Raw genomic sequence first — 26353 nt, forward strand, 5'->3', positions numbered from 1 at the left:
GCCCCGCAGGGCCATCCAGACTGGATCAGAGAGCACCGGATTATCTTCCGGTGCTCAGGGTCAGCCCCGAACCTTACAGGTCCGCCGGAACATAGGCGCGTGTATCCCAGATCTTGTAGGTTTCCATGAACTCCTGCTGGCTTTCGTACACACGCTTGAAGTCGGCATCCTTGGACGCTTCTTCCTCAAGCACTTCCCGAGTCACGTCTTTCAGCTTGAGCAGAACGTCGCGGGGAATCTGGTCGGCCTGAACGCCCTTGTCCTGGAACTCGGCCAGAACCTTGCCATTCTTGTACTCACCCTCGGCCAGGCCACGGGTAGTGGCAGCGGTACAGGAGGCCTCAACCAACGCCTTCTGCGCCTTTGTAGCCTTGTTCCACTCATCCTTGTTGATCAGCATGTACTGGGCAGTAAATTGCTGGTGCCAGCCCGGGAACAGGTTGTACTTGACCACCTGATCAAAACCAAGGATCTGGTCAATGGCAGGCATGGAGAATTCGGTCGCATCAATGGTGCCTTTCTCCAGCGCCTGGTATAGCTCGCCGCCGGGCATCATGGTCACGGAAGCGCCCAGCTTTTCGAGCACCTTGCCACCCAGACCGGCGAAGCGAATCTTCAGGCCCTTGTAGTCTTCCAGTGTCTTGATGGGCTTGGAATACCAACCGGCTGTTTCAGGCCCGATAATGCCGCACAGCTGCGCATACACATTGAAGCCCTTGTTGGCGTAGGTTTCCTGCAGCATTTCGTGGCCGCCCCCGTAGTAGTACCAGCCAATGTAGGCCGGCGGCTTCATGCCGAAGGGTACAGCAGCAAACAGCGGAATCGCAGGCACCTTACCCTGGTCGTAACCGATCCAGGTATAACCTGCCGAAACTTTGCCGTCGGATACAGACTGAAGAATGTCGAAAGGGGGAACCAGTTTTCCCGGCTCATAAACACGAACCTGGATACTGCCGTCAGACGCAGTGGTCAGGTTGTCGGCAACCCAGGCGGCGGGAGAGCCGAGACCGGGAAGGTTGGTCGCGAAGGCAACCGGCATTTTCCAGCGCAGATCTTCTGCGAAAGCGGAACCTGTGGTAAGGGCGATCGCACCGGCCACACCGGCGAGAACCTTAAGAAGTTTCATTGGCAAGTCTCCTAGCGTTGTTATTGTATCTGGCCTGGCGGCGTACAACCTGAAAGGCCTGGTCTGAGTATAGATAGAAATGCAGGAAAAGACGGACAGGGCAAAATCGGGAGTCCAACGGTTGGCGTCAGTCTTGTTCTCTGCATTGTTCTGACGTCCTGCCACCGGACAAAGGCAGGCATCATGCCAAAAAATACTTTCCCTTTTATTTCATATACTTAAAAATATACAGAAGACTCCAACAGAAACAAATCGTCCGATAATCCAGACACATTTAGACATCAGTCGTAGGTGATTGTACGGACACCAGGACAATCGTCCGGATTTCAGGACAATCTGGCGAGCTTTTCATACAGCACCGATCGGGAAATACCTAAAAGCTTGGCGGCCCTGGTCCGGTTGCCACGACTGGCTACCAGGGCTTCCTCAATGGCCTGGGCCTCGGCTTCAGCAAGTGTCTGGGATAAGGGCCGGACCGGTTGCGACGTTAATGAGGAGACTGAACGACTGCCATTTCGGGGTAGCACCTTGAAGATCGCATCGGCATCCAGCAGGCCACCATCCTCACCCATGGTCAGCGCCCGCTCCAGAACGTTCCGCAATTCCCGAATATTGCCGGGCCAGTCATAGCTGCCCAGGGCCGAAACGCCGGCGTCCGTAATTTCTCCCCGCAGCTCCAGGCCTTCACAAACCTCTTCCAGCAAGGCCTCGCAGAGCACCCCGAGGTCCGCCAGCCGGTCTCGCAAGGGTGGAATCGAAATTTCCAGAACGTTGAGCCGGTAATAGAGATCGGAACGGAACCCCCCTTCGGAAATCATGACTTCCAGATTGCGACTGGTAGCGGCAATAACCCGGACATTCACCGGAACAACTTTGTTGGAGCCCAAAGGTTCAATCTCCCCTTCCTGCAACGCCCGAAGCAGTTTGGCCTGCAATGGAAGGGGCATATCACCCACCTCGTCCAGGAACAGCGTACCGCCATTGGCAAGCTGAAACTTGCCTTCCCGGGTTCTCCGATCCGCGCCGGTATAGGCACCCGGGGCCACCCCGAAAAACTCCGCTTCCAGCAGGTTGTCTGGAATAGCGGCTACATTGACACCCACAAACGGCTTTTCGGCACGGGCGGAAACCGAATGGATGGCCTGGGCCAGAACTTCCTTGCCGGTTCCGGTTTCCCCAAGCAACAGCACCGGCATGTCCCGTCCGGCAGCCAGGCGAGCCCGCCGCTTGACTTCAAGTGCGGTCGGGCTGGCACCGACAAAATCGCCCAGGCTGTACCGGGTTCCTCGCGCCTTCCTCGCCAAAGCCTTGCGGGCGGCAGCCAGATCCTGATGAAGTCGCCGGTATTTAGAAACCAGCGGCGTCAAGGGCTGCAGATCGTCATACAGGACAAACGCGACCGCGCCGACAATCTGTCCTTCCTCATCGTAAAAGGGGAGCCGGGTCACCACCAGCTGTTGCTGGTTGTGCTCCATGATATCCAGCAGCAGAGGCTTGCCGGTTTCGACCACCTCCGGCATCCGGGTCTCGGGAATCACCTGACGTACCGGCTTGCCAATGACCCGCGAAGGATCTCCCAGGCCCAGCAGGTGGGAATAGCTGGCGTTGATCCAGGTAATCCGGGCGTCCCGGTCCACGGCGATGGCACCGGCACTGGCCTCCTCAAACATCGGAAACAGGGCTTCAATCAGGTCCCGGGTCAGGCCACTCTTGTTCTTATCGGTAAACAGCTCTGTCATGTACCGTGCACCAATGGGTTGGGTGTCATTCATGGTAAAAACCCCGGCACCCGGCACGCCGGATGCAGTCACGGAAGTATATGGGGCCCCCGGAGCGGGGGCAAACAAAGCCGGCCCGACACCAGCCCGGGCCGGCGAGCGGCGCGGTTACTCCGGGATCCGGAGCTGGTTATCCGCAAACACAATGCGGTCACCCTGGTCCGGGGCAGGATTGATTGCCGGCAGATTCACTTCCGCCAACGGTGTTGTGATGGCACCCCGGGGCACGGTCCGGACCACCTGACTCGGTGGCAACGGCTGCTTCTCCGTCAGATTCGCCCAGACCAGATCCAGCGCCTGGAAGTAGTAGTGGTGCAGCGGAACATAGCGGTCGGCAACGCCCGGGAAACCGTTGAGCACGTCCAGATGATGGGCGTTCAGGATTTCGTAGTACCGCAGGTTGCCCTTACTGCCTTCCACCCGCTGGTTCAGACCAAAGTAGGGCCGGGAGGTGTGATTAATCGGCAGGATGGCATCGGCGCGCCCGGTAACGAAAACCGCCGGCTTACCCTGCAGATCACCGGTAGCACGCACTTCAGCGATGCCCTCGGCAATGACCGATGCCAGCTCGGCTTGCGGACCTGTCAGGGCCGCACCCGTCACCGCGTCGCTACCCTGGGCAAGGCTGCGCAGGCACAGCAGGGCATCAAGGCCGTAATCGGGCTGACTGGAACTGGGCGAGGCACTGGCTGCGAGGTTGGTGGGCTGGCCCTCAGCGCTGTCATACACAATATTCACCCCGGCTGACGGCGGAATGCCGTTACTGGTCGCAAACAGGGCCGCCTCGGCGGCGGGCGCCAGTTGCGTCACCGCCCAGGCTGAATCGGTGGCGGCCAGGCTGAGGTCACATACCCGGTCTTCAACACCGGCGCGGCCGTAGGCATTGGCGTAGGTCAGCGAAATGCTCTGGGCCACGGCCAGCCCGAAGTGCACCGGCGCCAGCAGGTTCTGCTCAGGCTGAACCCCGAACCCCTCGTTCAGTATGCGCAAGGCATCGGTGGCCCGGTCGTCCAGGGTGGCACCGGTCACCAGCCCCTTATTGGCGAGCGAGTTACAGATGTTCTCGCCGATCACCGGAGGATTGAACGCCGCGTTCAGTGGCGCGGTGTCACGAATCGCCGGCGCCTGGTTGGCGCAACCCTGGTACACGGCCAGGGCCGTGGTGTAGTCCAGCAGGCTTCGGCTGTGCTCGGTAATCACCGGGCCTTCTCCCTGGCGGATGGTAAAGCTCCGGTCGACCGCCGGATTGACGTTTGGCTCGGATACGGCGATGCCATCAATCAGGCCATTCTTATCCTGTTCGGCGGCACGAATTGAAGCACCGCCGCCGTTGGACACACTGGACGCGATCACCAGAGTGTTCTTCGGCTTGATGGTCCGCAGAATCTCGCCATTGCCCAGCTCCCGGCCAAATTTTTCATTCAGCACGTAAAAGCCGAACTCGATGGACTGCAGCACATGGCGGCCCCAGTCTGCTTCCGGATTGGCCTTGGAATGGGCGTGCTTCCAGGCAAAGCGATCCGGCCAGCTGCTCTCGAACGCGGCCCTCTCTGCGTCGGTAAGGTCTGCCCGGAACTGAACGGCCCCGTCCGTGGCGCTCAGGGTGCCATCAATGCGTTGTGCGCTGTTGGTGGCAAGGTTGTGCGCACCGGTTCCCGTACCCTTGTCGGTATACACCACGGCACAGCCTTTCTTCAGACCCCATTCCCCGGCCGTGCCAATTGCACCGTAAATGCCACGGGAACCGGAGGACGGTGCCGTTACCATGCACGGGCGATCCGGATCAAAACTGTCTGGCACCTGGGCCATCACGGTCACCGGTACATCGGTACCAGGCACGGACATAAAGGCAATAAACTCCTCACCGGGAATCAGACCTTCACCGCCGCTACCCACCTGAGGACCAAAGAAGGTGCCGTAGCCGCCGCCCGGCGCAGTATCGACCAAAGCCCGGTAGTTGTTGTAAATCGCCAGACGCCGGAGTTCGGCGGCAGTGGGGTTGAGGGGATCAGCGAACGCCGGTGCCGGGCTACTGCCAAGACCAGTGGCACCCAGTCCTGCCGTCAGCAGGTCATCGGTAATGCCATCGTAGCTGGATTGCTGAATATCGCCCTGGACGAAATCAGGAATTTCATTGAACGGGGACTTGCCGTCCTTGCAGGCAGTCAACGCAAACCCCGTGGCGCCGATCAGGGCGAAGAGCATCATTCGTTTCATGGTCGTTCCTTGTTTGTTGTTGTTAACGAACGGGCCAGGCCCTGAGCCAGGCCCCGGGGAACGCCATGCGGATCCTGTGCCAATCACCCAGGGCATTGATTTTAAATGACCATATTTGAAATCCGGTAGATAGAGAGAAAGAATAATCCGGATATCCGGACAGTCCGGAGTGGGAAATGACGTAAAGATAGTGGTAAATACGAGCCTGGGCCAAGGTGTCCGGAAAATTGGACACCGTATGGATTATCGGACAAACGGCAACAGGCTCAGCCCCATAACCACCAAAATCGCCAGGCAGGCGGCCAGGGTCCTTAGCGGATGGCGTCTGAACATAAACCAGACACCGCCGGACTCGCCCCGGGCCAGGTTCTCCTCATAAACCCGCCGCTGGGTTTCCTGACGCTGCCGATGATAGGCCTCGAGCAACGCCCGGGCGCGGGCTGCCTCGTCGTCATCGTGTACCCAGAAGCCTCCCATACTGATACCCCAGCGGCTTGCCGGTGTCTCGTAATAAACCACGTCATGGGCTTCAAAAAGAGCCCGAATTTCGTCGGCTTCGTCATCGGGCACATGGCGCAGGTTCATCAGATGGTGTGGCATGGCGGCTCGTTGTCTGGTATCGGAAGCGGGAATCCCTATATCCTAGCATCAAAGCATGATTGGCCGAATTCACCACCCGGGACACTGAATGACCGATAGCCCCCTCCGACTGCTGCTGGGTTTTGATGCCCAGGCCCAGCGGGACAAGTCACAGTCGCTGACCTTCCTCCATCGCCGGGACCGCAAGTTCGCACTGATCTGCGAAGAGCAGGGCGTTGACCCGAATGCGGCTCTTTGGCTGGCACACCTGAACCGTCTGAGCGGACCCGACACGACACCGTCAGCAGCGGACCAGACCCTGGGTTTCTGGCGCCGGGTCCATGCGGGTTTTGCAGCGGTCGGCCTTATCACAGGACTGCTTACCATGGCCGGACTGCTGTTTTACGACGGTGGCCAGCGTATCAATATCACCGTCTTGCTCGGCTTCGTGTTGCTCCAGTTGATACTCGCCCTGTTCACCAGCCTGCAGTCACTGGTCGGATGGCAGCCCTGGCGCTGGCTTCTTCGACGCTTCCGGACCAGCCCGGCCAACATTGTGATCAGCAGGCTCCATCCTTTGCTGATGGCCAGGGCCGCCCACATCGGCGGTCTTTGCTTCGCCATCTCGGGACTGGCCACACTACTGGTGCTGGTGGTGGTACAGGATCTCGCCTTCGGCTGGAGCACCACACTGGAGACGGCTGCCGCAAACTACCACCGGCTGGTGCAAATCATAGCTGTACCCTGGACCTGGTTGTGGCCAGCGGCGGTTCCGGATCTCGCCCTGGTCGAAGCCACGCGCTTTTTCCGGGCCGGAATAGATAATGCTAGCCCGGATCCCGGCCTCTGGGGCCAGTGGTGGCCGTTTGTCACCATGCTGTGGACAACCTGGGTACTGCTGCCGCGCCTGCTGATGTGGCTTGTGACTTCGGCCTTGATCCGGAACCGGGCTCGCCGGCTGCTATCCAGCCATCCGGCGATGCATGCGCTGTTGTACCGCATGGAAACGCCGGCCCTGGACACAGGCAATGAGCATAACGATGCCGACGACCTGCCGGATACCAGAGCCCGCGACAATCTGCTTCCGCTGCCTGAGAGCGACACCTTGCTGTGCTGGGCCGGAGCCGGCGAACCGGAACTGCCCGAAGCCCTGCGCTCAGGCAGGCACCTGATTCTCCGGGCCGGGGGCAGGGCCAGCCTCACAGACGACGAGCAGACCCTCAAGCAGGTGGCGGAGCACTGCCTGAAGACCCGTGGCAACGCCGTGATCCTGCTGACCCGGTGCTGGGAGCCGCCAACCGGCGAGCTTCAGGATTTCCTGGAATCGGCCCGCCGACTCTGGCCCGGTGGAATCCGGGTCGCGCTTGTACCCCTGGCGGCTGACACAAACCTCGAGCCGGATGCCCAACAGATCCAGCCCTGGCTCCGGTTCGCTGAGCGTGTCGGCAACGAGTTCGTGAGGGTGTCACTGCCACCGCTCCTGCGGCAGTTCCCTTACACGACCAGTGGGGAGCCCTCATGACACAAATACCCACCTTCGCCGTGGTCGGGCACCCGAACAAGGGCAAATCCAGCGTGGTAGCCACCCTGTCCCAGAACGATGCCATCGCCATTGCCCTGGAACCCGGCACCACCCGAAAACGCCAGGCCTATCCGCTGAAAGTGGACGGACAAACCCTGTACACCCTGGTGGACACCCCCGGCTTTCAACGCCCGAGACGGGTCCTGGAATGGCTGGAGGCCCACAGTGTGTCCGCCTCTGACCACGCCGACACCGTCAGGGCCTTTGTGACCCAGCACCAGGGCAATGGCCGCTTTACGGATGAATGCGAACTGCTGACACCGTTGCTGGAAGGCGCTGGCATTATCTATGTGGTGGATGGCTCGGTACCCTACAGCGCCGAACATGAGGCCGAGATGACCATCCTGCGCTGGACGGGCCGCCCGAGCCTGGCGCTGATCAACAGCATTGGTGCGGACGATTACAGCGACACCTGGCAGGCCGCGCTGGGCCAGTTCTTCCAGGTTGTTCGCAGGTTCGACGCCGTTCGCGCCCCGTTTGCACAACATCTCGGCCTGTTGCGGGCATTCGGCCAACTGGAGCCAGACTGGGAAAAGCCGCTTGAGCAGGCCACCGAGTTCCTGTCCGGGCAGCGGCGGCACCGCCGTCGGCAGGCCGCCGCGCTGGTTGCCAGAGCCCTGGAGGACATGATGTCGTTCCGGGAAAAACGCACCCTGACCGCCAGCCAGGCCGCCGAAACCAGCGACGGCTCACTGGCCGAACAGCTCCGCCAGCGCTGGTACCGTCATCAACGCCAGCGGGAACTGACCCTGCGTGTTGATATCGAGCATCTGTACCAGCACCAGCGCATCCGGCGCCAGGAAGCCGAGCTGGAGTGGCATAGCGAGCACGATCTGTTTTCCGAAGACAGCCGCAAGGCGTGGGCGGTCAGCAAACGCTACCTGGCAACTGCCGGTTTCGGCGCCGGAGCGGTGAGCGGAGCCGGCATCGACGCCCTGACCCTGGGTTCCTCCCTGGGAACCGGCGCCCTGGTGGGTGGGCTGATCGGCGCTGCCGGCAGTTATTTCTATGGCGACCGCCTCACCCTGCCGGCGCTGAACATCGGGGTGCTTCGGGACGGACTGAAAACAGCCACCTTCGGTCCTGTACAGGACAGCCAGTTCGGCTATGTTGTATTAGGGCGCGCGATTGATCACTGGTGGCACATCAGCCACCGGAACCACGCCGGCCGGGACCTGCTGGATCTGGAACCAGCGGGCCACCACTGGCTGGAAAGCCTTGATAAAAGCAGCCGACAGGACATCCAGCGGGCCTTCGACAAGTGCCGGAAACGGCGCCCCCTGGACCAGCGCCAAAGGGAGAAATTCACCGCAGCCATCGAGCAATCCATGGCGATCTACGACGACTGGCGGTTGAACCGGACCTGACAGGGATGTTTATACTGAAAGGCTGTTCCATCACACAATGGGGAATGCGAATGAAAATTGTACGAGTGCAAGACATCATTGGTACCGAGCGCGAAGTCACCGGTCCGGGCTGGACCAGTCGCCGGATGTTGCTTAAGAAGGACGGTATGGGTTTCTCCTTCCACGAAACCATCATTCCGGCCGGCGCAGAGCTCAACCTCTGGTACAAGCACCACCTCGAAGCGGTTTACTGCGTGGCGGGCAACGGCAGCATTCTGGACAAGGCCACTGGTGAAACCCACCAGATCACCGACGGCACCCTGTATGCGCTCGACAAGCATGACCAGCACACCCTGCGCGGTGGCACCGAGGACATGCGCCTGATCTGTGCCTTCAACCCGCCGGTCACCGGCCGTGAAGTGCACGACGAAGACGGCGCCTACCTGCCGGATACCAGTGAAGGCTGATTCGCTGATCCGTGGCTGAACACCAGGCCGCAACCACGCCGCCACCGTCAGCCAGGCTGCTGCCGGTGGCGGTGTTGCTTTGGCTCGCCGGCATTTATCTGCGTATACCCGTGCTGGTGGCCCCACCTCTGGCGCCGTTTATCAGTAATGAACTGGCACTGACCCAGGCCCTCACCGGGGCACTGACCACGCTGCCCATTCTGATGCTGGCCATCGGCGCCATGCCTGGCTCCCTGGCCATCGCCCGCATTGGTCCCCGGAACACCCTGGCTTTGGCCATGGTCATCATGGTGATCGGCTCCGCTGGCCGCGCCCTGGTACCCGACACCCTCACACTGATGCTGGCCAGCGCCGTCATGGGGTTTGGTGTGGCCATGATGCAACCGGCCTTGCCGGCACTTCTGCCGAGATGGCTCGAGCCCCACCACCTGGCCCTGGGTTCCGCCATCTACATGAACGGCATGCTGATGGGCGAGTTCATCAGCGCCGGTATGACCCTGCCAGTGCTCATGCCCCTGTTCGACAACAGCTGGCGCGCCACTCTCCTGGCCTGGTCACTACCGGCCCTGCTGGTGGCTGCTGCCCTCTACCTGCCCAAAAGAGAACAGGCAAAACCCGTGGGTAAAGTCGCCTGGCTTCCGGACTGGAGCAACCCGCTTACCCTGAAAATCGGCCTGCTTCTCGGCCTGTCCGGCTCCATGTTCTTCGGCCTCAATGCCTATATGGGCAACCTGCTGGAACAGCAGGGTCAGTTCGGCAAACTCTCCGACGCCCTGTTCTGGTTCAACCTCGCCCAGGTCCTCGCGTCCCTGATCATGCTCAAAATGGCCCGGGCCTGGGTCGGCCGCCGCTCCACCATCATCGTTACCGCTGCCCTGAGCATCCTGGGCGCCCTCGGCGCCATCACCGTCACCGGCTGGTGGTCCATCGTCAGCGCGACCCTGATGAGCCTGACCTCAGGCATCCTCCTGATCCTCCTGGTCGCCGTGCCACCCCTGGTCACAATCTCCCAGGAAACCGGCCGCCTCTCCGCCGGCACCTTCCTGGTCGGTTACACCCTGGCCTTCTCCATCCCCATGCTCGGCGGCCTGGTCGCCGACTGGACCGGCGACGCCAGACACGCCATTCTCACCATCATCGCCTATAGCCTGCTGGTTCTGCCCTGGGCCTTCACGCTGGACCTGAAACACAGCCCGGAAGCTGATCCTTTAAAAGCTGAAAATGGGGTCAGGTGAAAATGGGGTCAGGTGAAAATGGGGTCAGGTGAAAATGGGGTCAGAAGAAAGCTTTCTTCTGACCCCTTGGCCAGACCCCAAACCTAGATGTAGTAGTCCTTCAACGGGGGAAACCCGTTAAATTCAATAGCGCTATAGGTAGTCGTGTAAGCCCCGGTAGAGAGCCAATACATCCGATCCCCAATAGCGAGATTCAAAGGCAGCGGATACTTGTGGTGCTCATACATGATATCGGCACTGTCACAGGTGGGCCCGGCAATCACGCAGTCCTCGCCTTCGCCCACCTTCTCCGTCCAGATCGGAAACTTGATCGCCTCATCCAGGGTCTCGATCAGCCCGGAAAACTTGCCCACATCGGTAAATACCCAGCGGTGCAGGGCCGTTCGCGATTTCCTGGAAATCAGCACCACCTCACTTACCAGCACGCCGGCATTGGAAATCAGCGAGCGGCCAGGCTCAATGATGATCTCCGGCAGCTCGGCACCGAAATCCTCGTGCAGGAACCGGGCAATCTCCTCCGCGTACACCTTCAGTTCATTGGTGCGAGTGATGTAATTGGCCGGAAAGCCGCCGCCCATGTTGATCATCTTCAGCTCGATGCCATCTTCTTCCTTCAGGCGCTCGAAAATCACCTTCACCTTGTTCAGGGCCGCGTCCCAGGCGCCGATTTCCCGCTGCTGGGAGCCAACATGGAAGGACACACCGTAAGGTACCAGGCCCAGATCACGGGCCAGGATCAGCAGATCCATGGCCATATCGGTCTGGCAGCCAAACTTGCGGGACAAGGGCCAGTCCGCTGTCAACGTGCCTTCGGTCAGGATACGTACGTACACCCTTGAGCCCGGTGCCGCCTTGGCAATATTGCGTAGATCCGCCTCGGAGTCGGTGGCAAACAGGCGCACGCCCTTCTCGTAGAAGGTGCGGATGTCCTTGGCCTTCTTGATGGTATTGCCGTAGCTGATGCGCTCTCCGGTCACACCCAGGGCCATCACCTTGTCCAGCTCATACACCGACGCAATGTCGAAACAGGCACCCTTGTCACGCAGCATGGTCAGGACCTGCGGGGCGGGGTTGGCTTTCACCGCGTAGTACACCCTGGCGTAGGGGAAGCCTTCCACCAGCTCATCGTACTGGCGATCAACCGTGGCGGTATCAATCACCACGAACGGGGTTTCCCTGCCATCTGCAAAGTCTTTGATACGTTTGAACGTCTCGGCGCTGTAATAATCGGCGATGTTAGCGTTGGCTGACTCGGTCATGGATGGTGTTTCCCTCCACAGGGCAAACAGGCATAAAAAAAGGCGCCACAGCAACGCTGCAGCACCCGTTAGATGGCGCGATCATCAGGCTTTTTTTCAGGCCCGGATATGAGCATATCTACCCATGCGTAATCCGTGAAAAGCGACAGGCCAATGGCATGAAAGTTGGCGTGAAAATTCTCTGACAGCCACTGGCCACCAAGGCGCCGGCTCCACCGGGCCATCGGACAAATGCTTCAGCCGCTGCTACCCTTGAGCTGAACGATGCCCGGGACAGACAGTATGCAGGAGCTGGATACAAAGGCGGAGACTCTGCTGGCCGGTGTGCGGGAGGATTACCAGTCCGGTGCCACTCAGTTGGCCAGTCGCACGCTCAATGAACTGCTTTGGTACCTGGATGACGTCAACCCCGACGCTGAAACCCTGTCTCGCCTGATATCCGAACTTCGGGCCGCCCGTCCCAGCATGATCGTCATTGGCAACGCCCTTGGCATGGTCCGGGAACGCTGGGCAGAGGCCCCGGACCGACCCCGGCAGGCGATTCTGGACACCCTCCGACAACTCGAAAATGCGGGCATGGCGATCACCCGACACGCGCGAAGCCAGTTACCTGAGAATCCCGTGTTAATGACCCACAGCGCCAGCTCGGTGGTGCTCGCCCTGTTTCGGGCGCTGGCCGACGCCGGTGAGCCCTTTTCCGTCATCTGCACCCAGAGCAGCCCCGGGTTTGAGGGGCATATCCTGGCCCGCGCGCTGAATGACCTGGCGGTGCCGGTCACCCTGATTACGGATGCCCAGATGGGCGTGTTTGTCGCCAGCGCGGATGTGGTCATCACCGGGTGCGACACCTGGCTGACAGACGGCTATTTTGTGAACAAGGTCGGCACAGGGCCACTTGCACTGGCGGCACAGGCCGCCGGTAAGCCATTCTGGGTGCTGGCGGACAGCTTTCGCAACAGCGATGCCAGCCACAATTCGGCCACCCTTGAGGAAATGCCCGCCAGTGAGCTCAAGGCCCCGGAGGGGCACTGGATAACCCCGCGCAACGTGTATTTTGAAACCGTTCCGCAGCAACTGGTCGGCCTGCGGATCAGCGAGCAGGGCGTTTTTTCGCCCCCGGCTGGGCCTCGGCGGTAAACGGATCGACCGGACTCCGGTATTATGGCGGTTTTACTCTTGAACTCTTATAGTTGCCGCCCCACCCACAGATCGATTATCAGGGAGTCCGGTCATGCCCGCCATTCTGGTTGCTGTATGCCTGTTGCTGCTGGCCGGTTGTGCCGAAAACACCTCGGAATCCACCGGGAAGCGAATACTGCCGGCCCCGTCGCAGCAACCGATTGCCTTCGAGGCCGATGTCCAACCCATTCTTGAGCGCAAATGCCTGGCCTGCCATAGCTGCTACGACGCCCCCTGTCAGCTAAAGATGGAATACGCCGACGGCCTGATCCGCGGGGCTCATCCAAAGCCGGTCTATAACAGCGCTAGACTGCAGACCCAGGCCACCACCCGCCTGGGTATCGATGCCCAGACCGAACAGCAGTGGCGGGATCTGGGCTTTTACTCGGTGCTGGCGCAGGGCAACAAAACCCGTAGTCTGTTTGAAAACATGATCCGCCTGGGCAAGCAGCACGAGTTTGCCCCCAACAGCAAACTTCCCGGGGACATCGAACTGGGTATCGGGCGTGTCAACCAGTGTGTGACCAACGCGGAGTTTGGCGATTACGCCGACGACCATCCCTATGAGGGCATGCCCCTGGCGGTGACCGGCCTCACCGACGACGAATACGCCACCCTCGCCGGCTGGCTCAACCAGGGCGGCGCTATCCACCCTCATCAGGTTGAGGTGACCCCGGCGGAACAGCAGCATATCGAGCAGTGGGAACAATGGCTGAATCAGCCAGAAAACCACCAGCAACTGGTCAGCCGCTGGTTGTACGAGCATCTCTACCTGGCCCACCTGTATTTTGTGGACGATGGTGCCGACACCCGCTTCTTCGAACTGGTTCGCTCGCGCACACCGCCCGGCGCGCCCGTTGAGCTGATTGCCACCCGCCGTCCCAATGAGGCGCCCGGGGGGGCCCTTTACTATCGTCTGCGCCCGGTCGCCGGCAGCATTATCCACAAACGCCACATCACCTTAGCGTTTGGCCCCCAGCAACGGCAGCGGACACAACAGTTATTCTTTGGCCACGACTGGCCGCTGGCCACCCTTCCGGGTTATGGTGCCGATGAACGGGCCAACCCCTTTGCCACCTTCGCCGCCATCCCGGCACGCGCCCGCTACCAGTTCATGCTGGACAACGCCGAGTATTTCACCCGCACTTTCATTCGCGGGCCAGTGTGCCGTGGGCAGATTGCCACCGATGTGATCCGCGACCAGTTCTGGGCCGTGTTCCAGGCCCCCGACGACGATCTGTATGTCACCGATCCCGGTTATCGCCAACGGGTAACGCCGTTGCTGGCCCTACCCGGCCAGGACAGCGACCTGCTGGACTTTGGTGATAACTGGAGCACCTATAAGGCCAAGCGTAACGAATACAGCAGACTGCGCTCGACCGCTTATCGCCTTGCCTATCCGGATGGCGCCGGGCTGGACCAGATCTGGGATGGTGACGGTTACAACACCAATGCCCTGCTCACCATTTTCCGCCATCACAACAACGCCTCCGTGCAGCGGGGCCTGATTGGCCAGGTGCCGACAACAAGCTGGTGGATGGACTACCCACTCTTTGAGCGCACCTACTACGAACTGGTGGTGAACTTCGATGTCTTCGGCAATGTCGCCCACCAGACCCAGACCCGGCTCTATTTTGACCTGATTCGCAACGGTGCTGAGCAGAATTACCTGCGCCTGATCCCGGCCGGAGAGCGCAACCGGGTGCTGAAACGCTGGTACCAGGGTGCCGGCAAGCTCAAACTGGGTTACAGCTATGCTGACATGGATGACCGCACCCCCTCCCAGGTACCCTATGTCACCAGCGCCCACAATGAGGAGCTCGGGGCCAGGTTGCTGCTCACGTTTCGCGACCTGAACGCCGAACGGAACGATCCGATCAACCGCTGCGGTGGTAGCAGCTGTGGTCGCCCTTATCTGCCTGAGTGGATTCGCAGCACCGACCAGACGCTGTCCCAACTGGCGTCGACCCGCGCCGAGTTCCTGCCGGCGATTACTTTCCTGCCGGAGGTCAGCTTCCTGCGGGTACGTAACGAAAAGGGTGAACGTACCGTTTACACGGTGATCCGGGACCGCGCCCACAGTAATGTTGCCTTCATGTTTGGTGAGGATTTCCGGTATCAGCCGGATGACGACAAACTGACCATTTATCCAGGCATCATTGGCAGCTATCCCAATTTCATGTTTGATGTACCGGCCGCGCAGGTGGCCCTGTTCACCAACACATTGCGGCGGCTGAAGACCCAGGAAGCATTCGACGAGCTGGTCAGCATCTGGGGCGTACGCCGCACGCATCCGGACTTCTGGACCATCCTCCACGACATCACTGCCTGGCATCGGGAACACCAGCCGTTGCAGGCAGGCATCTTCGACATCAACCGCTACGAAAACCTCTGACGCGGTGGCCGACGTTTCCTGATGCCCGGCCAGGCCAGTGCGGGTAGGGCGTTACGAGGCCAAGCCGTACAACAACGAAAAGTCGGACTATTCGCAATGGGTAGATGAATATCTGGAGAAAGAGGGCGAGTATCTCCGGGAAAATGGAATCAAGCTGGATGGCTGGTAGGTGCTTAGCCTGACAGTTTGGCAGTTAGTCACCACATAACCCAAATGAGCCTTCAGATGGCGGGCGTTATATGGAGTAATCCTGCGCTGCCAGCCGACTCTCAACCCAACCCTTCAAACGAAGGCAACAGCCGCCCGGTCTTCAGGTTTTTCAAAGTGTTTATTTACCATAGAAGCAGATCAGCGAGCAGGGCGTTTTTTCGTTCCCTGCTGGGCCTCTGCGGTAAACGGATCGTCCGGCCACGGATGCTTGGGGTAACGACCACGCATGTCCTTGCGCACGTCCGGGTAAACATTCTGCCAGAAGCTGGCGAGATCGGCGGTCACTGCCAGCGGGCGCTGAGCCGGTGACAGTAAATGAATGACCACCGGGACGCGGCCGCCAGCCACTCGCGGGGTTTCAGTCCAGCCGAACAGGGCCTGGAGCTTGGCTGCCAGCACCGGTCCGTTCTCCGGGCCATAATCGAGCCGGACCCGCTGGCCTGTGGGGATGGTCAGGGCAACCGGCGCGAGCGCCTGGAGCTGTTGTTGTGCCGGATAACCCAGAAGGCTGTTGAGAGCGTTCAACAGGTCCAGACGGCCCAGATCGGACCAGCGACTCTTACCGGCCAAAAACGGCCCCAGCCACTGTTCCAGATTCGTCAGCAAGGCCCCTTCACTGGTATCAGGCCAGTCATCATCGGGGAAGGTTTCGGCCAGCAACCGGACACGGGCGCACCATTGGTGGCCGTCGTCCGTCCAGGGCAGGCTTTCCAGCCCCTTCTTCCGGATGGCATTGAGCAGACCCCGCTGGACCAGCACCGGGTCCACCTGCGCCAGCGGTTTTTCCTGCAGCACCAGCTCACCCAGTTTCCTGAGGCGCCGGGCCACCACCCTGCCCCTGGCGTCGTCCCACAGTGCTTCTTCGGTGTCGTGAATGTGGTTGGCCAGATCCTGCTCCAGATCCGGGATATCCACCGGCGCCGCCAGATAGATGGTCGCTTCCCGGGCCTTGCCATCCAGCTCCGCGGCAACCAGCCAGTCGTGTCTGGCGAGAGGATCATCCTCTCTCAGGACCGCCCCTTTGCCATTGCTGAGCTGATACCTCGGCGCCGTGCCTGATCGCCGGCGAGCAACGCGGTCCGGATAGGCCTGGGCCAGTAAACGTCCGATGTCGGTTTCTGTGGGCATTTCCCGACCACCAGGGTTAGCAGTACCACACAGCCGCTTTGCCGCCTGTCGCACAGCCTTGAGGCGGGCAGGGTCCAACGAAGGATCGCGATGCTCGCCATGGAGCACGCGAATACGCTCGTGCATATCCGCCCCGGCGCCGGGGCCAAGCAGATCACGCTCCCCCAGCAAAGCGGCCAGTTCCGCAGCAGGCACCTCTAGACCGAGCTCTCTTCCGCGCAACACCATATGGGCCAGGCGGGGGTGAATACCCAGTTCCCGGGCGGCCTTGCCATGATCGGTAATGGCGCCATCCGCATCCAGCATGTCCAGCCATTGCAGTAGGGCCACGGCCTGCTGCCAGTGGGCCCGCGGCGGTTCATCGATCCACGCAACGCCGGCGGCCTCACGGGCACCCCACTGGGCGAGTTCCAGGACGAGCGGCGCGAGGTCTGCCTCCAGAATCTCTGGCGGCGTGTACTCCGCCAGCCCGAACTGCTCCGATTCACTCCACAACCGGTAACACACTCCGGGCTCTACCCGTCCCGCCCGTCCTTTTCTCTGTTCCGCGGAGGCCCGGGACACCCGGCCGGTCACCAAGCGGGTCATACCACTGTTGGGGTCAAATACCGCCCGACGCTGCTGGCCGGTGTCAATCACCACTCTGACACCTTCAATGGTCAGACTGGTTTCGGCAATGGCCGTGGCCAGCACGACTTTACGCTGGCCTTCCGGCGCCGGCGAGATGGCCTGATCCTGTTGCTCCGATTTCAGGTTGCCGTAGAGGGGCGCGACACGCACCTTCTCCGCCAGTGTGCCCCGAAGCTGTTGCTCCACACGCCGGATTTCCCCGGCACCCGGAAGAAACACCAGCACGGATCCGGTCTGATCCGCCAGTACTGCTTCCTGAATGACTGCCACCACCTGATCCACCACCCGGGCATTGCGGGCCAGCGGCCGATACAACACCTCCACTGGGAAGGCCCGGCCTTCACTGGAGATTACCGGCACATCCCCGAGCACCCTGGCAATCGGGGCGGTATCCAGCGTGGCCGACATTACCAATAGCCGCAAGTCCTCGCGCAGCGCCTGCTGGGATTCCCGCACCAGGGCCAAGCCGAGATCCGCCTGCAGGGAGCGCTCATGAAACTCGTCAAAAATGACGGCCGCATAATCTTCCAGCATCGGATCGGCCTGGATCAACCGGGTCAGGATACCCTCGGTGACCACTTCAATGCGGGTGACCGCCGACACCCTTGTATCCAGCCGGGTTCGGTAACCGACGGTCTGGCCGGGCTTCTCATTCAGCTGTTTTGCCATAAACCGGGCTGCGGACCTGGCCGCAAGGCGACGCGGTTCCAGCATCAGGATCTTGCCATCACGCCGCCAGGGTGCATCCAGCAGGGCGAGGGGAACACGGGTGGTCTTGCCGGCACCGGGTGGCGCCTGCAAAAGAGCAGTACTGGTCTGTTCCAGGGCGTTTTTCAGCTCTGGAAGGATGGCATCGATAGGGAACATGGGATTCCGGACTTCGGTTTTACGGCGGCGACCAGGGTTTGAACAGCGTCAGGAACGGGCCCGGTCACGATTGGCCTTCGCCCACTGGTAAATACGCTCGAAGGCTTCGGCCAGCTGTTCGGGATTATGAGGCGGCTGAATCACCGCAGCAAGTTCACCATCCGGGTTCAGCAAGGCGAAATGGCCGCTGTGGTCCACCAGCAACTCGCCATCCACCTCTCGGTGCACGAACACCGCGCTCAGGCTTTTGGCCAGCGCACGCAGGGTTTCCAGATCCCCGGTCAGGCCATGAAAGTGCTCGCCAAAGAAGTCGGTGTACTCCCGGAGCTTCTCGGGAGTGTCATGTTCCGGGTCAGCACTGACCAGCAGATAGTTGGGCTGAGGCAGCTCATTCGACAGAAGCTGATCGGTACGCCGCAGATTCGCCATCGCCGCCGGGCAGATATCGGGGCAGTTGGTATAGCCCACAAAAGCAAAGGTCCAGCGCCCCTTCAGGCTCTCCCGGGTCACCGTCTCGCCGTTTTCATTGGTCAATGTGAACTCGGCCAATTGCCGCGGCTGGTCATATACATAGGTATTGAGCTCGGTCAGTTCCGGTGCGGGGATCGGTTCCTGGCTGCCGATCAGGAACACCTGCCGTCCCACGACAAGCCCGAAGATCAAAACCACAATTAACAGGAGGCAGAAAAGGGTAAGGCGAATAGAGCTGTTCATGCTGAATCCAATTCGGTGACCAATCGAGCAGGCGGGAAGGGCTTTCCGAAACCGTGCGGAGCCAGGGATGGCGGAGCCGAGCATACACGGACGTATTCACAGCGTGTTTCGGAAAACCCTTCCCGCCTGCGCCCGCACGGTGTCTACTTCAGAAAAACACAAAATGATCCACAAGCAATACCACAAACAGGGCCATCAGGTAAGTGATGGAATACTTGAAGGTATTCAGGGCGACCCGCCGGTCATCGCCCTTCAGGAGCCGGACGGCGTACTGCAGGAAGCGCAGGCCAAGGGCCAGGGCGCCAACCAGGTAGATGCCGCCGGACATGCCTGTGACAAAAGGTAGCAGGCTGACCGCCAGCAGCATCAGGGTATACAACAGGATGTGGAGCTCGGTGAACTTGTTGCCATGGGTTACCGGCAGCATGGGAATACCCGCCTTGGCGTATTCCTCCTTGCGGTGGATCGCCAGGGCCCAGAAATGCGGTGGCGTCCAGGCAAAGATGATCAGCACCAGAAGCAGGGCGTGGCCTTCCACCTGGCCGGTAACCGCGGTCCAGCCAAGCAGTGGCGGCATGGCGCCGGCCAGGCCGCCAATGGTGATATTCTGGGGCGTGGCCCGCTTCAGGAACAGGGTATACACGCCCGCATAGCCCACCAGGGAGGCCAGGGTCAGCCAGGCGGTCAGGTGATTGACCTGCCACATCAGTACGGCCATGCCAATACCGGCAAGAATGGTCGCGAACAGGATGGCGTCCAGGGGTGAGATCTTGCCTGTGGCCACCGGACGCTTGCGGGTACGGGCCATGACCGTGTCAATCTTCTGATCCACCACATGGTTGACCACTGCCGCGGCGCCGGCCAACAACGCAATACCCAGGTTACCCCACACCAGAACGCCCCAGCCAGGCACCCCCGGCGCAGCCAGCAACATGCCGATCACCGATGTGAGGATCATCAACGCAACCACCCGGGGCTTGGTCAGCTCCAGGTAGTCACGCCACGAAATGGGTGTTCTGGATTCGCTCGCAATTGCCTGGGCCGGCAGTGCTTCCACTTGCTCGCTCATGCCGTAACCTCCTGGTTCATTGTTGTTGTGTGTGTTGCTGCCGCGGTGTGCGCTTTCGGTAACAGCTGATGCCGCCAGATCAGATGAATGACTGACAGGAGCAGTCCGGCGCCCATGGCGTTATGGGCGACGGCAACAGACAAGGGAATATGGAACAGGACGTTGGCCAGCCCCAGCAGGACCTGCACACTCAGCACTACGGCCACCAGCCGGATGGCATTGCCCAGGCCGGTGTTCCCCCGTCGGCGCCACATCAGGGTCAATAGTGTCGCAAAGTAAACCAGCACGACCACGGCTCCCAAACGATGTGTCACGTGAATCGCTACCCGCCCGTCGGCAGTCAGCTGGCCGCCGAGATAGTTGGGGCCGACATGCTGGGTAACATCAAAGCCGTGGCGAAAATCCATACCCCCGGGCCACCACTGGCCCTGGCAGGTGGGCAGATCGGTACAGGCCACGGCGGCGTAATTGGCGGCTGTCCAGGCACCGAAGGCAATCTGCATCACCACCAGCACAAGCCCGCCATAAAGCCAGGGGCGGAAACCTGCTAACACTCCGGCGTGGCGGGGTTGCTCCCGAGTCTCCTCGCCTTTCGCCCGTTTCCGTAGCCGCAAGGTAAGGAGAGTAAGCAGACTGAGGGTGGTAAATCCTCCCAACAGGTGCAAGGCCACCACCTGGGGCCACAGCTTCAGAGTCACCGTCCACATGCCAAAGGCACCCTGCAGAATAATGAAACCCGCAATGAACAAAGGCAGTTTCACCGGCACGCCGCTACGCCGGTGGCGAACCGCACAGGCGGCCAGACCAAAGACCACCAGTCCGAGGGTACCGGCGGCATAGCGGTGAATCATCTCCGGCCATCCCTTCTCGACATCCACCGGCGTTTCCGGGAAACGCGCGTTGGCGATGGCGATGCTCGAGTCACTCTGGGGAACCGTCAGAAACCCATAACAGCCTGGCCAGTCGGGACAGCCAAGCCCGGCATGCACCAGTCGGGTCCAGGCGCCGAGCATGATCACCACAACGGCCAGCAAAACAGCAAGGGTTGCCCATCTGGCCATAACCCGGGCCGCGGGTGATGGTGATGGTGATGGTGATGGTGAAAGGTACGACTGATTCAAGGCTGACTCTCCGGCTCTGACCATTAACCAATCTGCGACAGTTTGAGCAGATGTTTGAGATCCTCGAGCATGTCCTTACCCGTGTGCTCGGAACCGTAATGCATCAAGATGTTGCCGAAGGGGTCCACCAACAGGATACGGGGCTCCGCTTCCGGATCGATGCCGGCGGGCCAGGCAGGCTGAGTGCCGGCGGCTGGAACCAGCCGCTCCATTGAACTGTATTCCTGTGGCCAGCGGGCCTGCAGATCGGCCGGTACGCTGCCCAGTACCGTTGCCCGCGATACCCGGCTGGCATTCTTGCCAAGGGCAATGTTGACCTGCCTGGCAAGGTAGAGCAGTTCCTCACACTGGCTGCCACACTGCCCGGCCGCCACAATCATCATCCAGTCAGGATCGGCCTTGTCCGGGCCAAAGCGTTCGCTCAGTGGTGTCCCGGATGAAGTTTCAACATTAAGGGTTGAAACCGGCACGACCGGCTGGAGAAGAACCCCGTTGTTGGTGTGGCCGGCCGGGTTCAGCCAGCCGGTGTAGAACATGATGGTGGCAACAATGATCGGGCCAAAACCCAGTACGAACAGAAGGAGTGCGGTCCGACGGCCACGACGGGCCTGTTCCGGGGTGGGGCCTTCATTCTGCTCCTGGTCGGATATCCGGTTAGCCATCGTCATTGTCATTATTGGCTCCTGTCTTTCGGTAACTTGCCACTATAGTCAATATAGTCAGCGCCACAGCCAGCGCAAACCATTGCGTGGCATATCCGTAATGGGTTTGCGGTCCCATCAGATCCGGCTTCCAGTCGGCCCGGTAGGCTCCAGGCTGATGGTCGCCGGAAAGGCGAACGATCCTGCCGGGAAGCTCCGGGATTTCGGCTCGGGCCGCCTCTTTGGAGAGGCTTTGCACGCGCCGGGGCCAGGGGCCGGTTGCCGGGGGTTGATCACCAAGAACCGGCGGCACCGGGTAATCGCTGATCCGCCCCTGTAACGTGAAAACACCATCCGGCGGGTCAACCTCCGGAAGCTGGTCCCGGGTCCGGGGCGCTTGCACCCAGCCGCGATTGACCACCACCGGCGGACCCGAAACCGGGCGAAACACGGTGAGAACCTCATACCCTGGCACACCATCCCGGGTCCGGTTATCCAGCAGCCAGTTCCGGTTTCCGTAAAGACCGGTCAGGGTCACAGGCCGGCCATTGCTCAGATCCAGAGCCACCATGTCTGGCCAGTCCAGGTTTACAGCCTCCTGTTGCCACTGATCCAGCAGTAGCTGTTTCTCCGCTGCCCGGTTGAGCTGCCAGACACCCAAGCTGATCAGAACCGGCAGGAAGACCCCACTGAATACCAGCAACCGCCAATCGAATTGCCAGTGACGGCGTTGGCGCTGCGAATCAGACATGCTCTGCTATAGTGACCTCATCGAGCCCGGAAGACGTTCCGGACTGTATATTCACAACACCAATAAAAACAGGAAGTTCCATGCTCAAGGCCGTTATCGTTGTGTTGATGCTTGCCGTAGTCGTGAGCCTGTTCAGTGGCCTGTTCTTTCTCATCAAGGATGGTGGTAAAACCAATCGGGTGGTGAATTCCCTGGCGGTTCGGGTCACGCTTAGCATACTGCTCCTGGCGGTGATTCTTATTGCGCTCTGGCAAGGGAGCCTGACATTGAATCCGACTCCCTGACCCTGTACATCAAATGATGTAGACAAACACGAACAAACCCAGCCACACCACATCCACAAAATGCCAGTACCAGGCCGCGGCCTCGAAACCGAAGTGACTGTCCGCCGTGAAATGGCCCTTGTTGATACGCATCAGCATGATGAAAAGCATCAGTGTTCCCAGTGTCACATGGGCACCGTGAAAGCCGGTCAATAGGAAGAAGGTGCTGCCGTAGATGCCAGACTCCAGAGTCAGGTTCAGATCCTGGTAGGCGTGCATGTACTCCTCGGCCTGCAGGACCAGGAAGCCGATAGCCAGCAGAATCGTGGCAATCATCCAGATCTTGACCTTGGTGCGGTTGCCTGCTTTCAGCGCATGATGGGCAACGGTGATGGTGAACGAAGAAGTCACCAGCAGAATGGTGTTTACCAGTGGCAGGCCCCAGGGGCCGATGATGGCCTCTGGCGGCGGATAGGCTTCGGGATTAGGAGTCTGAATCAGCGGCCAGGTTGCCTGGAATCCCTCCCAGAGCATATTTGAGCTGCCCCGGTCCCCCTCACCGCCCAGCCACGGCACGGCGAACACCCGCACATAGAACAGAGCGCCAAAAAAGGCCGCGAAAAACATGACCTCGGAAAAGATAAACCAACTCATTCCCCAGCGGAATGACCGATCCATCTGCGGGCTATAGAGCCCCGCCCGGCTCTCCCGGATCACGTTGCCAAACCAGCCGAACAGTATGTAGGCCATAATCATCGCGCCAATCAGGAACATGATCCAGGCGCCGGTGGAGCTCTCACCCTTTTGCGCATTGACCATGATGGACGCGGCGCCATAGAGGGTTACCCCGAGGCCAACCGTGGCAATGATCGGCCATTTGCTCTGTTCCGGAACGTAATAGCTCTGGTTTTCCGCCATGACAGTCTCCGATGGCTTATTCGTTGTTAGTTGTTTTTGTCCTGGAGCGAGTGCGTCTTCACATCCCTATTTCACTTCCGGCGGTGTCGCGAAGGTGTGGTAGGGCGGAGGCGACGGCACCGTCCATTCCAGGCCCTGAGCGCCGTCCCAGGGCTTGGCAGCCGCTCTCTCACCGCCCCGGACACACTTGACCACAATGAACAGGAACAGGATCTGGGTAGCGCCAAACATGAAGGCACCAATGCTGGACACCATGTTGAAATCCGCAAACTGCAACGCGTAATCCGGAATCCGCCGAGGCATGCCCGCCAGCCCAAGGAAGTGCATGGGGAAGAAGGCAAGGTTCATGCCGATGAATGACAGCCAGAAATGGGTTTTGGCGAGGGTTTCGTCGTACATGTGGCCGGTCCACTTGGGCAGCCAGAAATACGCAGAGGCGAAGATTCCGAAGATCGCGCCCGGCACCAGCACATAGTGGAAATGGGCAACCACGAAGTAAGTATCGTGATACTGGAAATCAGCCGGCGCAATCGCCAGCATAAGACCTGAAAAACCGCCGATGGTGAACAGGATCACGAAGGCCACCGCAAACAGCATGGGCGCCTCAAAACTGAGCGAACCCCGGAACATGGTGGCTACCCAGTTGAACACCTTCACCCCGGTGGGGACGGCGATCAGCATGGTGGCGTACATGAAGAACACCTGGCCGGTAATGGGAATGCCCACCGTAAACATGTGGTGCGCCCAGACCACGAACGACAGCAGGGCAATGGCACCGACCGCATACACCATGGAGGCATAGCCGAACAGGGGCTTGCGGGAGAAGGCCGGAATGATGTGGGACACCGCCCCGAACGCCGGCAGGATCATGATATAGACCTCGGGGTGGCCGAAGAACCAGAACACATGCTGGAACAGAACGGGATCACCGCCGCCGGAGGCATCAAAGAAGCTGGTGCCGAAGTTGATGTCCATCAGCATCATGGTCACCACACCGGCCAGCACCGGCATTACTGCAATAAGCAGGAACGCGGTGATCAGCCAGGTCCAGACGAACAGGGGCATTTTCATCAGGGTCATGCCCGGGGCCCGAAGGTTCAGGATGGTGGCAATCACATTGATGGCACCCATGATCGAGGAAATACCCATGATATGGACGGCAAAGATGAAGAAGGTGGTGCTTGGCGGCCCGTAAGTGGTCGACAGGGGCGCGTAGAAAGTCCAGCCAAAGTTGGGCGCGCCACCTTCCATGAACAGGGTGGAGACCAGGATCAGGAAGGCGCAGGGCAGCAGCCAGAAGCTCCAGTTGTTCATCCGTGGCAGCGCCATGTCCGGCGCGCCGATCATCAACGGAAGCATCCAGTTCGCCAGCCCCACAAAGGCCGGCATGACGGCGCCAAAGACCATGATCAGACCGTGCATGGTGGTCATCTGGTTGAAGAATTCCGGCTGCACAATCTGCAGACCGGGCTGGAACAGTTCGGCGCGAATGACCATGGCCATGGTTCCGCCCAGCAGGAACATGGTGAAGCTGAATATCAGGTACATTGTCCCGATATCCTTGTGGTTTGTGGTCAGCAGCCAGCGGCTGATGCCTTTAGCCGGGCCGTGATGATGATCCTGGGCGTGGGTATCTGCAACCGCACTCATGAAAACCCCCGTTACCGCCATTTATTGTGGCTGGTGATATCTGTTATCTGGCGTTGATTACTGCTGGTTCTTGTAATCAAAGATCTCTTTTGGTGTAACCATCTCGCCGGTACTGTTACCCCAGGCATTCCGCTCATAGGTAATGACTGCGGCCAGGTCCACCTCGCTCAATTGATTCCCAAAGGCCTGCATCGCGGTGCCGGATTTACCATGCACAACGATGTCGATGTGCGCTGCCATATCTCCCGTGGCTATTTTGCTGCCTTTCAACGCCGGGAACGCCGGCGGTGCACCACTGCCATCGGCCTGATGACAGGCGGCACAAGCAGTTTGATAGGTCTTTTCGCCCCGCTCCATCAGCTCGGCCATGGTCCAGTCTTTCTGGGTCAGCTCACGCTCTTGCTCGGCTGCCTCCTTCTGCTCGGCCACCCAGGCCGCGTACTCTTCCTGAGGAACAGCCTTGACCACCACGGGCATGAAGCCGTGGTTTTTGCCACAAAGTTCGGTGCACTGGCCACGGTAGATGCCCGGCTCGTCCACCCGGGTCCAGGTTTCGTTGATGAAGCCGGGAATGGCATCTTTCTTCACGCCAAAATCCGGCACCCACCAGGAGTGGATCACATCGTTGGCCGTCAGCAGGAAGCGAACCTTTTTACCTACCGGAATCACCAGGGGGTTATCGACTTCCAGGAGGTAGTTCTCGCCTTTGACCTGCCGGTTTTCAATCTGGTCCATAGGCGTGGACAGGTTCGAGAAGTAACCAAAGTCCTCGTTGATATACTCATACTGCCACTTCCACTGGTACCCGGTGACCTTGATGTCTACCTCGGACTTTGTGGAGTCGTACATGTCCACCAGCGTAGCAGTGGCAGGAATCGCCATAACCACCAGGATCACAAAGGGTATGATGGTCCAGAGAATCTCGACCAGGGTGTTTTCGTGGAAGTTGGCAGGTTTTGCGCCCTGGGATTTCCGGTGGGCGAAGATGGACCAGAACATGACACCGAATACCACCACGCCGATGACGACGCAGATCCAGAGTATGGTCATGTGAAGGTCAAAAATCTCGTTACTGGTGCCGGTCACCCCCGGGGTCATGTTCAGTGTCCAGTCCGCCATGGACCAGGCGGGGAACATCAGACCGCCTAAAAGGGCACCTGCCCGCTGAGCGTGCACGCGCATACTGTGTCTCCACAGAGTGTTATTCTTGTCGGATTTTGCGTTACCC

23 protein-coding genes are annotated in these 26353 nt (G+C 60.1%); 8 read left to right on the top strand and 15 right to left on the bottom strand.

Annotated features, from left to right (window positions below; all coding sequences use genetic code 11):
- Positions 1 to 73 precede the first annotated feature (73 nt).
- The 4 genes from NLK58_RS12775 to NLK58_RS12790 all read right to left on the bottom strand — a co-directional run bounded on the left by NLK58_RS12775 (position 74) and on the right by NLK58_RS12790 (position 5721).
- On the bottom strand, positions 74 to 1126 hold the full coding sequence (locus NLK58_RS12775; protein WP_341580915.1) for a TRAP transporter substrate-binding protein: 1053 nt from the start codon (positions 1124 to 1126) through the stop codon (positions 74 to 76).
- Positions 1127 to 1452: 326 nt separating this feature from the next.
- Entirely contained in the window at positions 1453 to 2898 is a 1446-nt protein-coding gene (locus NLK58_RS12780; protein WP_376788049.1) for a sigma-54 interaction domain-containing protein, read from the bottom strand.
- Between the two features lie 114 nt (positions 2899 to 3012).
- Positions 3013 to 5121 (bottom strand): 3-hydroxybutyrate oligomer hydrolase family protein, encoded by a 2109-nt coding sequence (locus NLK58_RS12785; RefSeq protein WP_341580916.1) that lies wholly within the window; start codon positions 5119 to 5121, stop codon positions 3013 to 3015.
- A gap of 243 nt (positions 5122 to 5364) precedes the next feature.
- The gene (locus NLK58_RS12790) at positions 5365 to 5721 is read right to left on the bottom strand and encodes a DUF6164 family protein (RefSeq protein ID WP_117618883.1); all 357 of its coding nucleotides are present in this window, start codon (positions 5719 to 5721) and stop codon (positions 5365 to 5367) included.
- Positions 5722 to 5809: 88 nt separating this feature from the next.
- On the opposite strand from NLK58_RS12790, the gene NLK58_RS12795 reads away from it, so the two are divergent.
- From NLK58_RS12795 to NLK58_RS12810, 4 genes are read left to right on the top strand one after another with little or no spacing between them, the layout of a single operon-like run.
- A complete protein-coding gene (locus tag NLK58_RS12795; protein WP_117618884.1) occupies positions 5810 to 7222 on the top strand; it encodes a DUF2868 domain-containing protein in 1413 nt (470 codons plus the stop codon).
- Positions 7219 to 8649 (top strand): GTPase/DUF3482 domain-containing protein, encoded by a 1431-nt coding sequence (locus tag NLK58_RS12800; RefSeq protein ID WP_117618885.1) that lies wholly within the window; start codon positions 7219 to 7221, stop codon positions 8647 to 8649. The genes NLK58_RS12795 and NLK58_RS12800 overlap by 4 nt, the downstream gene beginning before the upstream one ends.
- Positions 8650 to 8699: 50 nt before the next feature.
- On the top strand, positions 8700 to 9095 hold the full coding sequence (locus NLK58_RS12805) for an ectoine synthase (RefSeq protein WP_117620386.1): 396 nt from the start codon (positions 8700 to 8702) through the stop codon (positions 9093 to 9095).
- 11 nt (positions 9096 to 9106) lie between these two features.
- Positions 9107 to 10330, top strand: coding sequence for an MFS transporter (locus tag NLK58_RS12810; RefSeq protein ID WP_341580917.1), 1224 nt, complete (start codon positions 9107 to 9109; stop codon positions 10328 to 10330).
- A gap of 83 nt (positions 10331 to 10413) precedes the next feature.
- Here the strand turns inward: NLK58_RS12810 and NLK58_RS12815 are convergent, their stop codons facing one another.
- A complete protein-coding gene (locus NLK58_RS12815) occupies positions 10414 to 11589 on the bottom strand; it encodes a type III PLP-dependent enzyme (RefSeq protein WP_117618887.1) in 1176 nt (391 codons plus the stop codon).
- Between the two features lie 68 nt (positions 11590 to 11657).
- Positions 11658 to 11813: a hypothetical protein gene (locus NLK58_RS12820; RefSeq protein ID WP_341580918.1), complete on the bottom strand. Its 156-nt coding sequence runs from the start codon at positions 11811 to 11813 to the stop codon at positions 11658 to 11660.
- A gap of 58 nt (positions 11814 to 11871) precedes the next feature.
- Here NLK58_RS12820 and NLK58_RS12825 point away from each other — a divergent pair, with 58 nt between their 5' ends.
- From NLK58_RS12825 to NLK58_RS12835, 3 genes are all read left to right on the top strand, one after another.
- Positions 11872 to 12726 (top strand): translation initiation factor eIF-2B, encoded by an 855-nt coding sequence (locus tag NLK58_RS12825; RefSeq protein ID WP_117618888.1) that lies wholly within the window; start codon positions 11872 to 11874, stop codon positions 12724 to 12726.
- Between the two features lie 94 nt (positions 12727 to 12820).
- Positions 12821 to 15163, top strand: coding sequence for a fatty acid cis/trans isomerase (locus NLK58_RS12830; RefSeq protein ID WP_341580919.1), 2343 nt, complete (start codon positions 12821 to 12823; stop codon positions 15161 to 15163).
- Positions 15164 to 15200: 37 nt separating this feature from the next.
- Positions 15201 to 15332, top strand: a complete 132-nt coding sequence (locus NLK58_RS12835; RefSeq protein WP_341580920.1) for a hypothetical protein — start codon at positions 15201 to 15203, stop codon at positions 15330 to 15332.
- A gap of 179 nt (positions 15333 to 15511) precedes the next feature.
- Here NLK58_RS12835 and hrpB read toward each other — a convergent pair whose 3' ends face one another.
- The 6 genes from hrpB to NLK58_RS12865 form a co-directional block, all read right to left on the bottom strand.
- Entirely contained in the window at positions 15512 to 17998 is a 2487-nt protein-coding gene (gene hrpB, locus NLK58_RS12840; RefSeq protein WP_341580921.1) for an ATP-dependent helicase HrpB, read from the bottom strand.
- A 48-nt stretch (positions 17999 to 18046) separates the two neighbouring features.
- Complete coding sequence (locus NLK58_RS12845) at positions 18047 to 18712, bottom strand: SCO family protein (RefSeq protein ID WP_341580922.1); 666 nt, start codon at positions 18710 to 18712, stop codon at positions 18047 to 18049.
- Positions 18713 to 18860: 148 nt separating this feature from the next.
- Positions 18861 to 19781: a heme o synthase gene (gene cyoE / locus NLK58_RS12850; RefSeq protein ID WP_341580923.1), complete on the bottom strand. Its 921-nt coding sequence runs from the start codon at positions 19779 to 19781 to the stop codon at positions 18861 to 18863.
- Positions 19778 to 20842, bottom strand: a complete 1065-nt coding sequence (locus tag NLK58_RS12855; RefSeq protein WP_341580924.1) for a COX15/CtaA family protein — start codon at positions 20840 to 20842, stop codon at positions 19778 to 19780. The genes cyoE and NLK58_RS12855 overlap by 4 nt, the downstream gene beginning before the upstream one ends.
- An 83-nt stretch (positions 20843 to 20925) precedes the next feature.
- Entirely contained in the window at positions 20926 to 21564 is a 639-nt protein-coding gene (locus NLK58_RS12860) for a hypothetical protein (RefSeq protein WP_117618895.1), read from the bottom strand.
- A complete protein-coding gene (locus tag NLK58_RS12865; RefSeq protein ID WP_117618896.1) occupies positions 21557 to 22294 on the bottom strand; it encodes an SURF1 family protein in 738 nt (245 codons plus the stop codon). Before NLK58_RS12865 ends, NLK58_RS12860 begins: the two co-directional genes overlap by 8 nt.
- Positions 22295 to 22374: 80 nt before the next feature.
- Between NLK58_RS12865 and NLK58_RS12870 the strand changes: the two genes are divergently transcribed.
- A complete protein-coding gene (locus NLK58_RS12870; RefSeq protein ID WP_099618222.1) occupies positions 22375 to 22578 on the top strand; it encodes a twin transmembrane helix small protein in 204 nt (67 codons plus the stop codon).
- A 9-nt stretch (positions 22579 to 22587) separates the two neighbouring features.
- Here the strand turns inward: NLK58_RS12870 and NLK58_RS12875 are convergent, their stop codons facing one another.
- The 3 genes from NLK58_RS12875 to coxB form a co-directional block, all read right to left on the bottom strand.
- Positions 22588 to 23475: a cytochrome c oxidase subunit 3 gene (locus NLK58_RS12875; RefSeq protein ID WP_117618897.1), complete on the bottom strand. Its 888-nt coding sequence runs from the start codon at positions 23473 to 23475 to the stop codon at positions 22588 to 22590.
- A 66-nt stretch (positions 23476 to 23541) separates the two neighbouring features.
- Positions 23542 to 25125: a cytochrome c oxidase subunit I gene (gene ctaD, locus NLK58_RS12880; RefSeq protein ID WP_117618898.1), complete on the bottom strand. Its 1584-nt coding sequence runs from the start codon at positions 25123 to 25125 to the stop codon at positions 23542 to 23544.
- Positions 25126 to 25182: 57 nt separating this feature from the next.
- Positions 25183 to 26307, bottom strand: coding sequence for a cytochrome c oxidase subunit II (gene coxB, locus NLK58_RS12885; protein ID WP_341580925.1), 1125 nt, complete (start codon positions 26305 to 26307; stop codon positions 25183 to 25185).
- Positions 26308 to 26353: the final 46 nt, after the last annotated feature.

Source organism: Marinobacter metalliresistant (assembly GCF_038098645.1).
GTDB lineage: Bacteria > Pseudomonadota > Gammaproteobacteria > Pseudomonadales > Oleiphilaceae > Marinobacter > Marinobacter metalliresistant.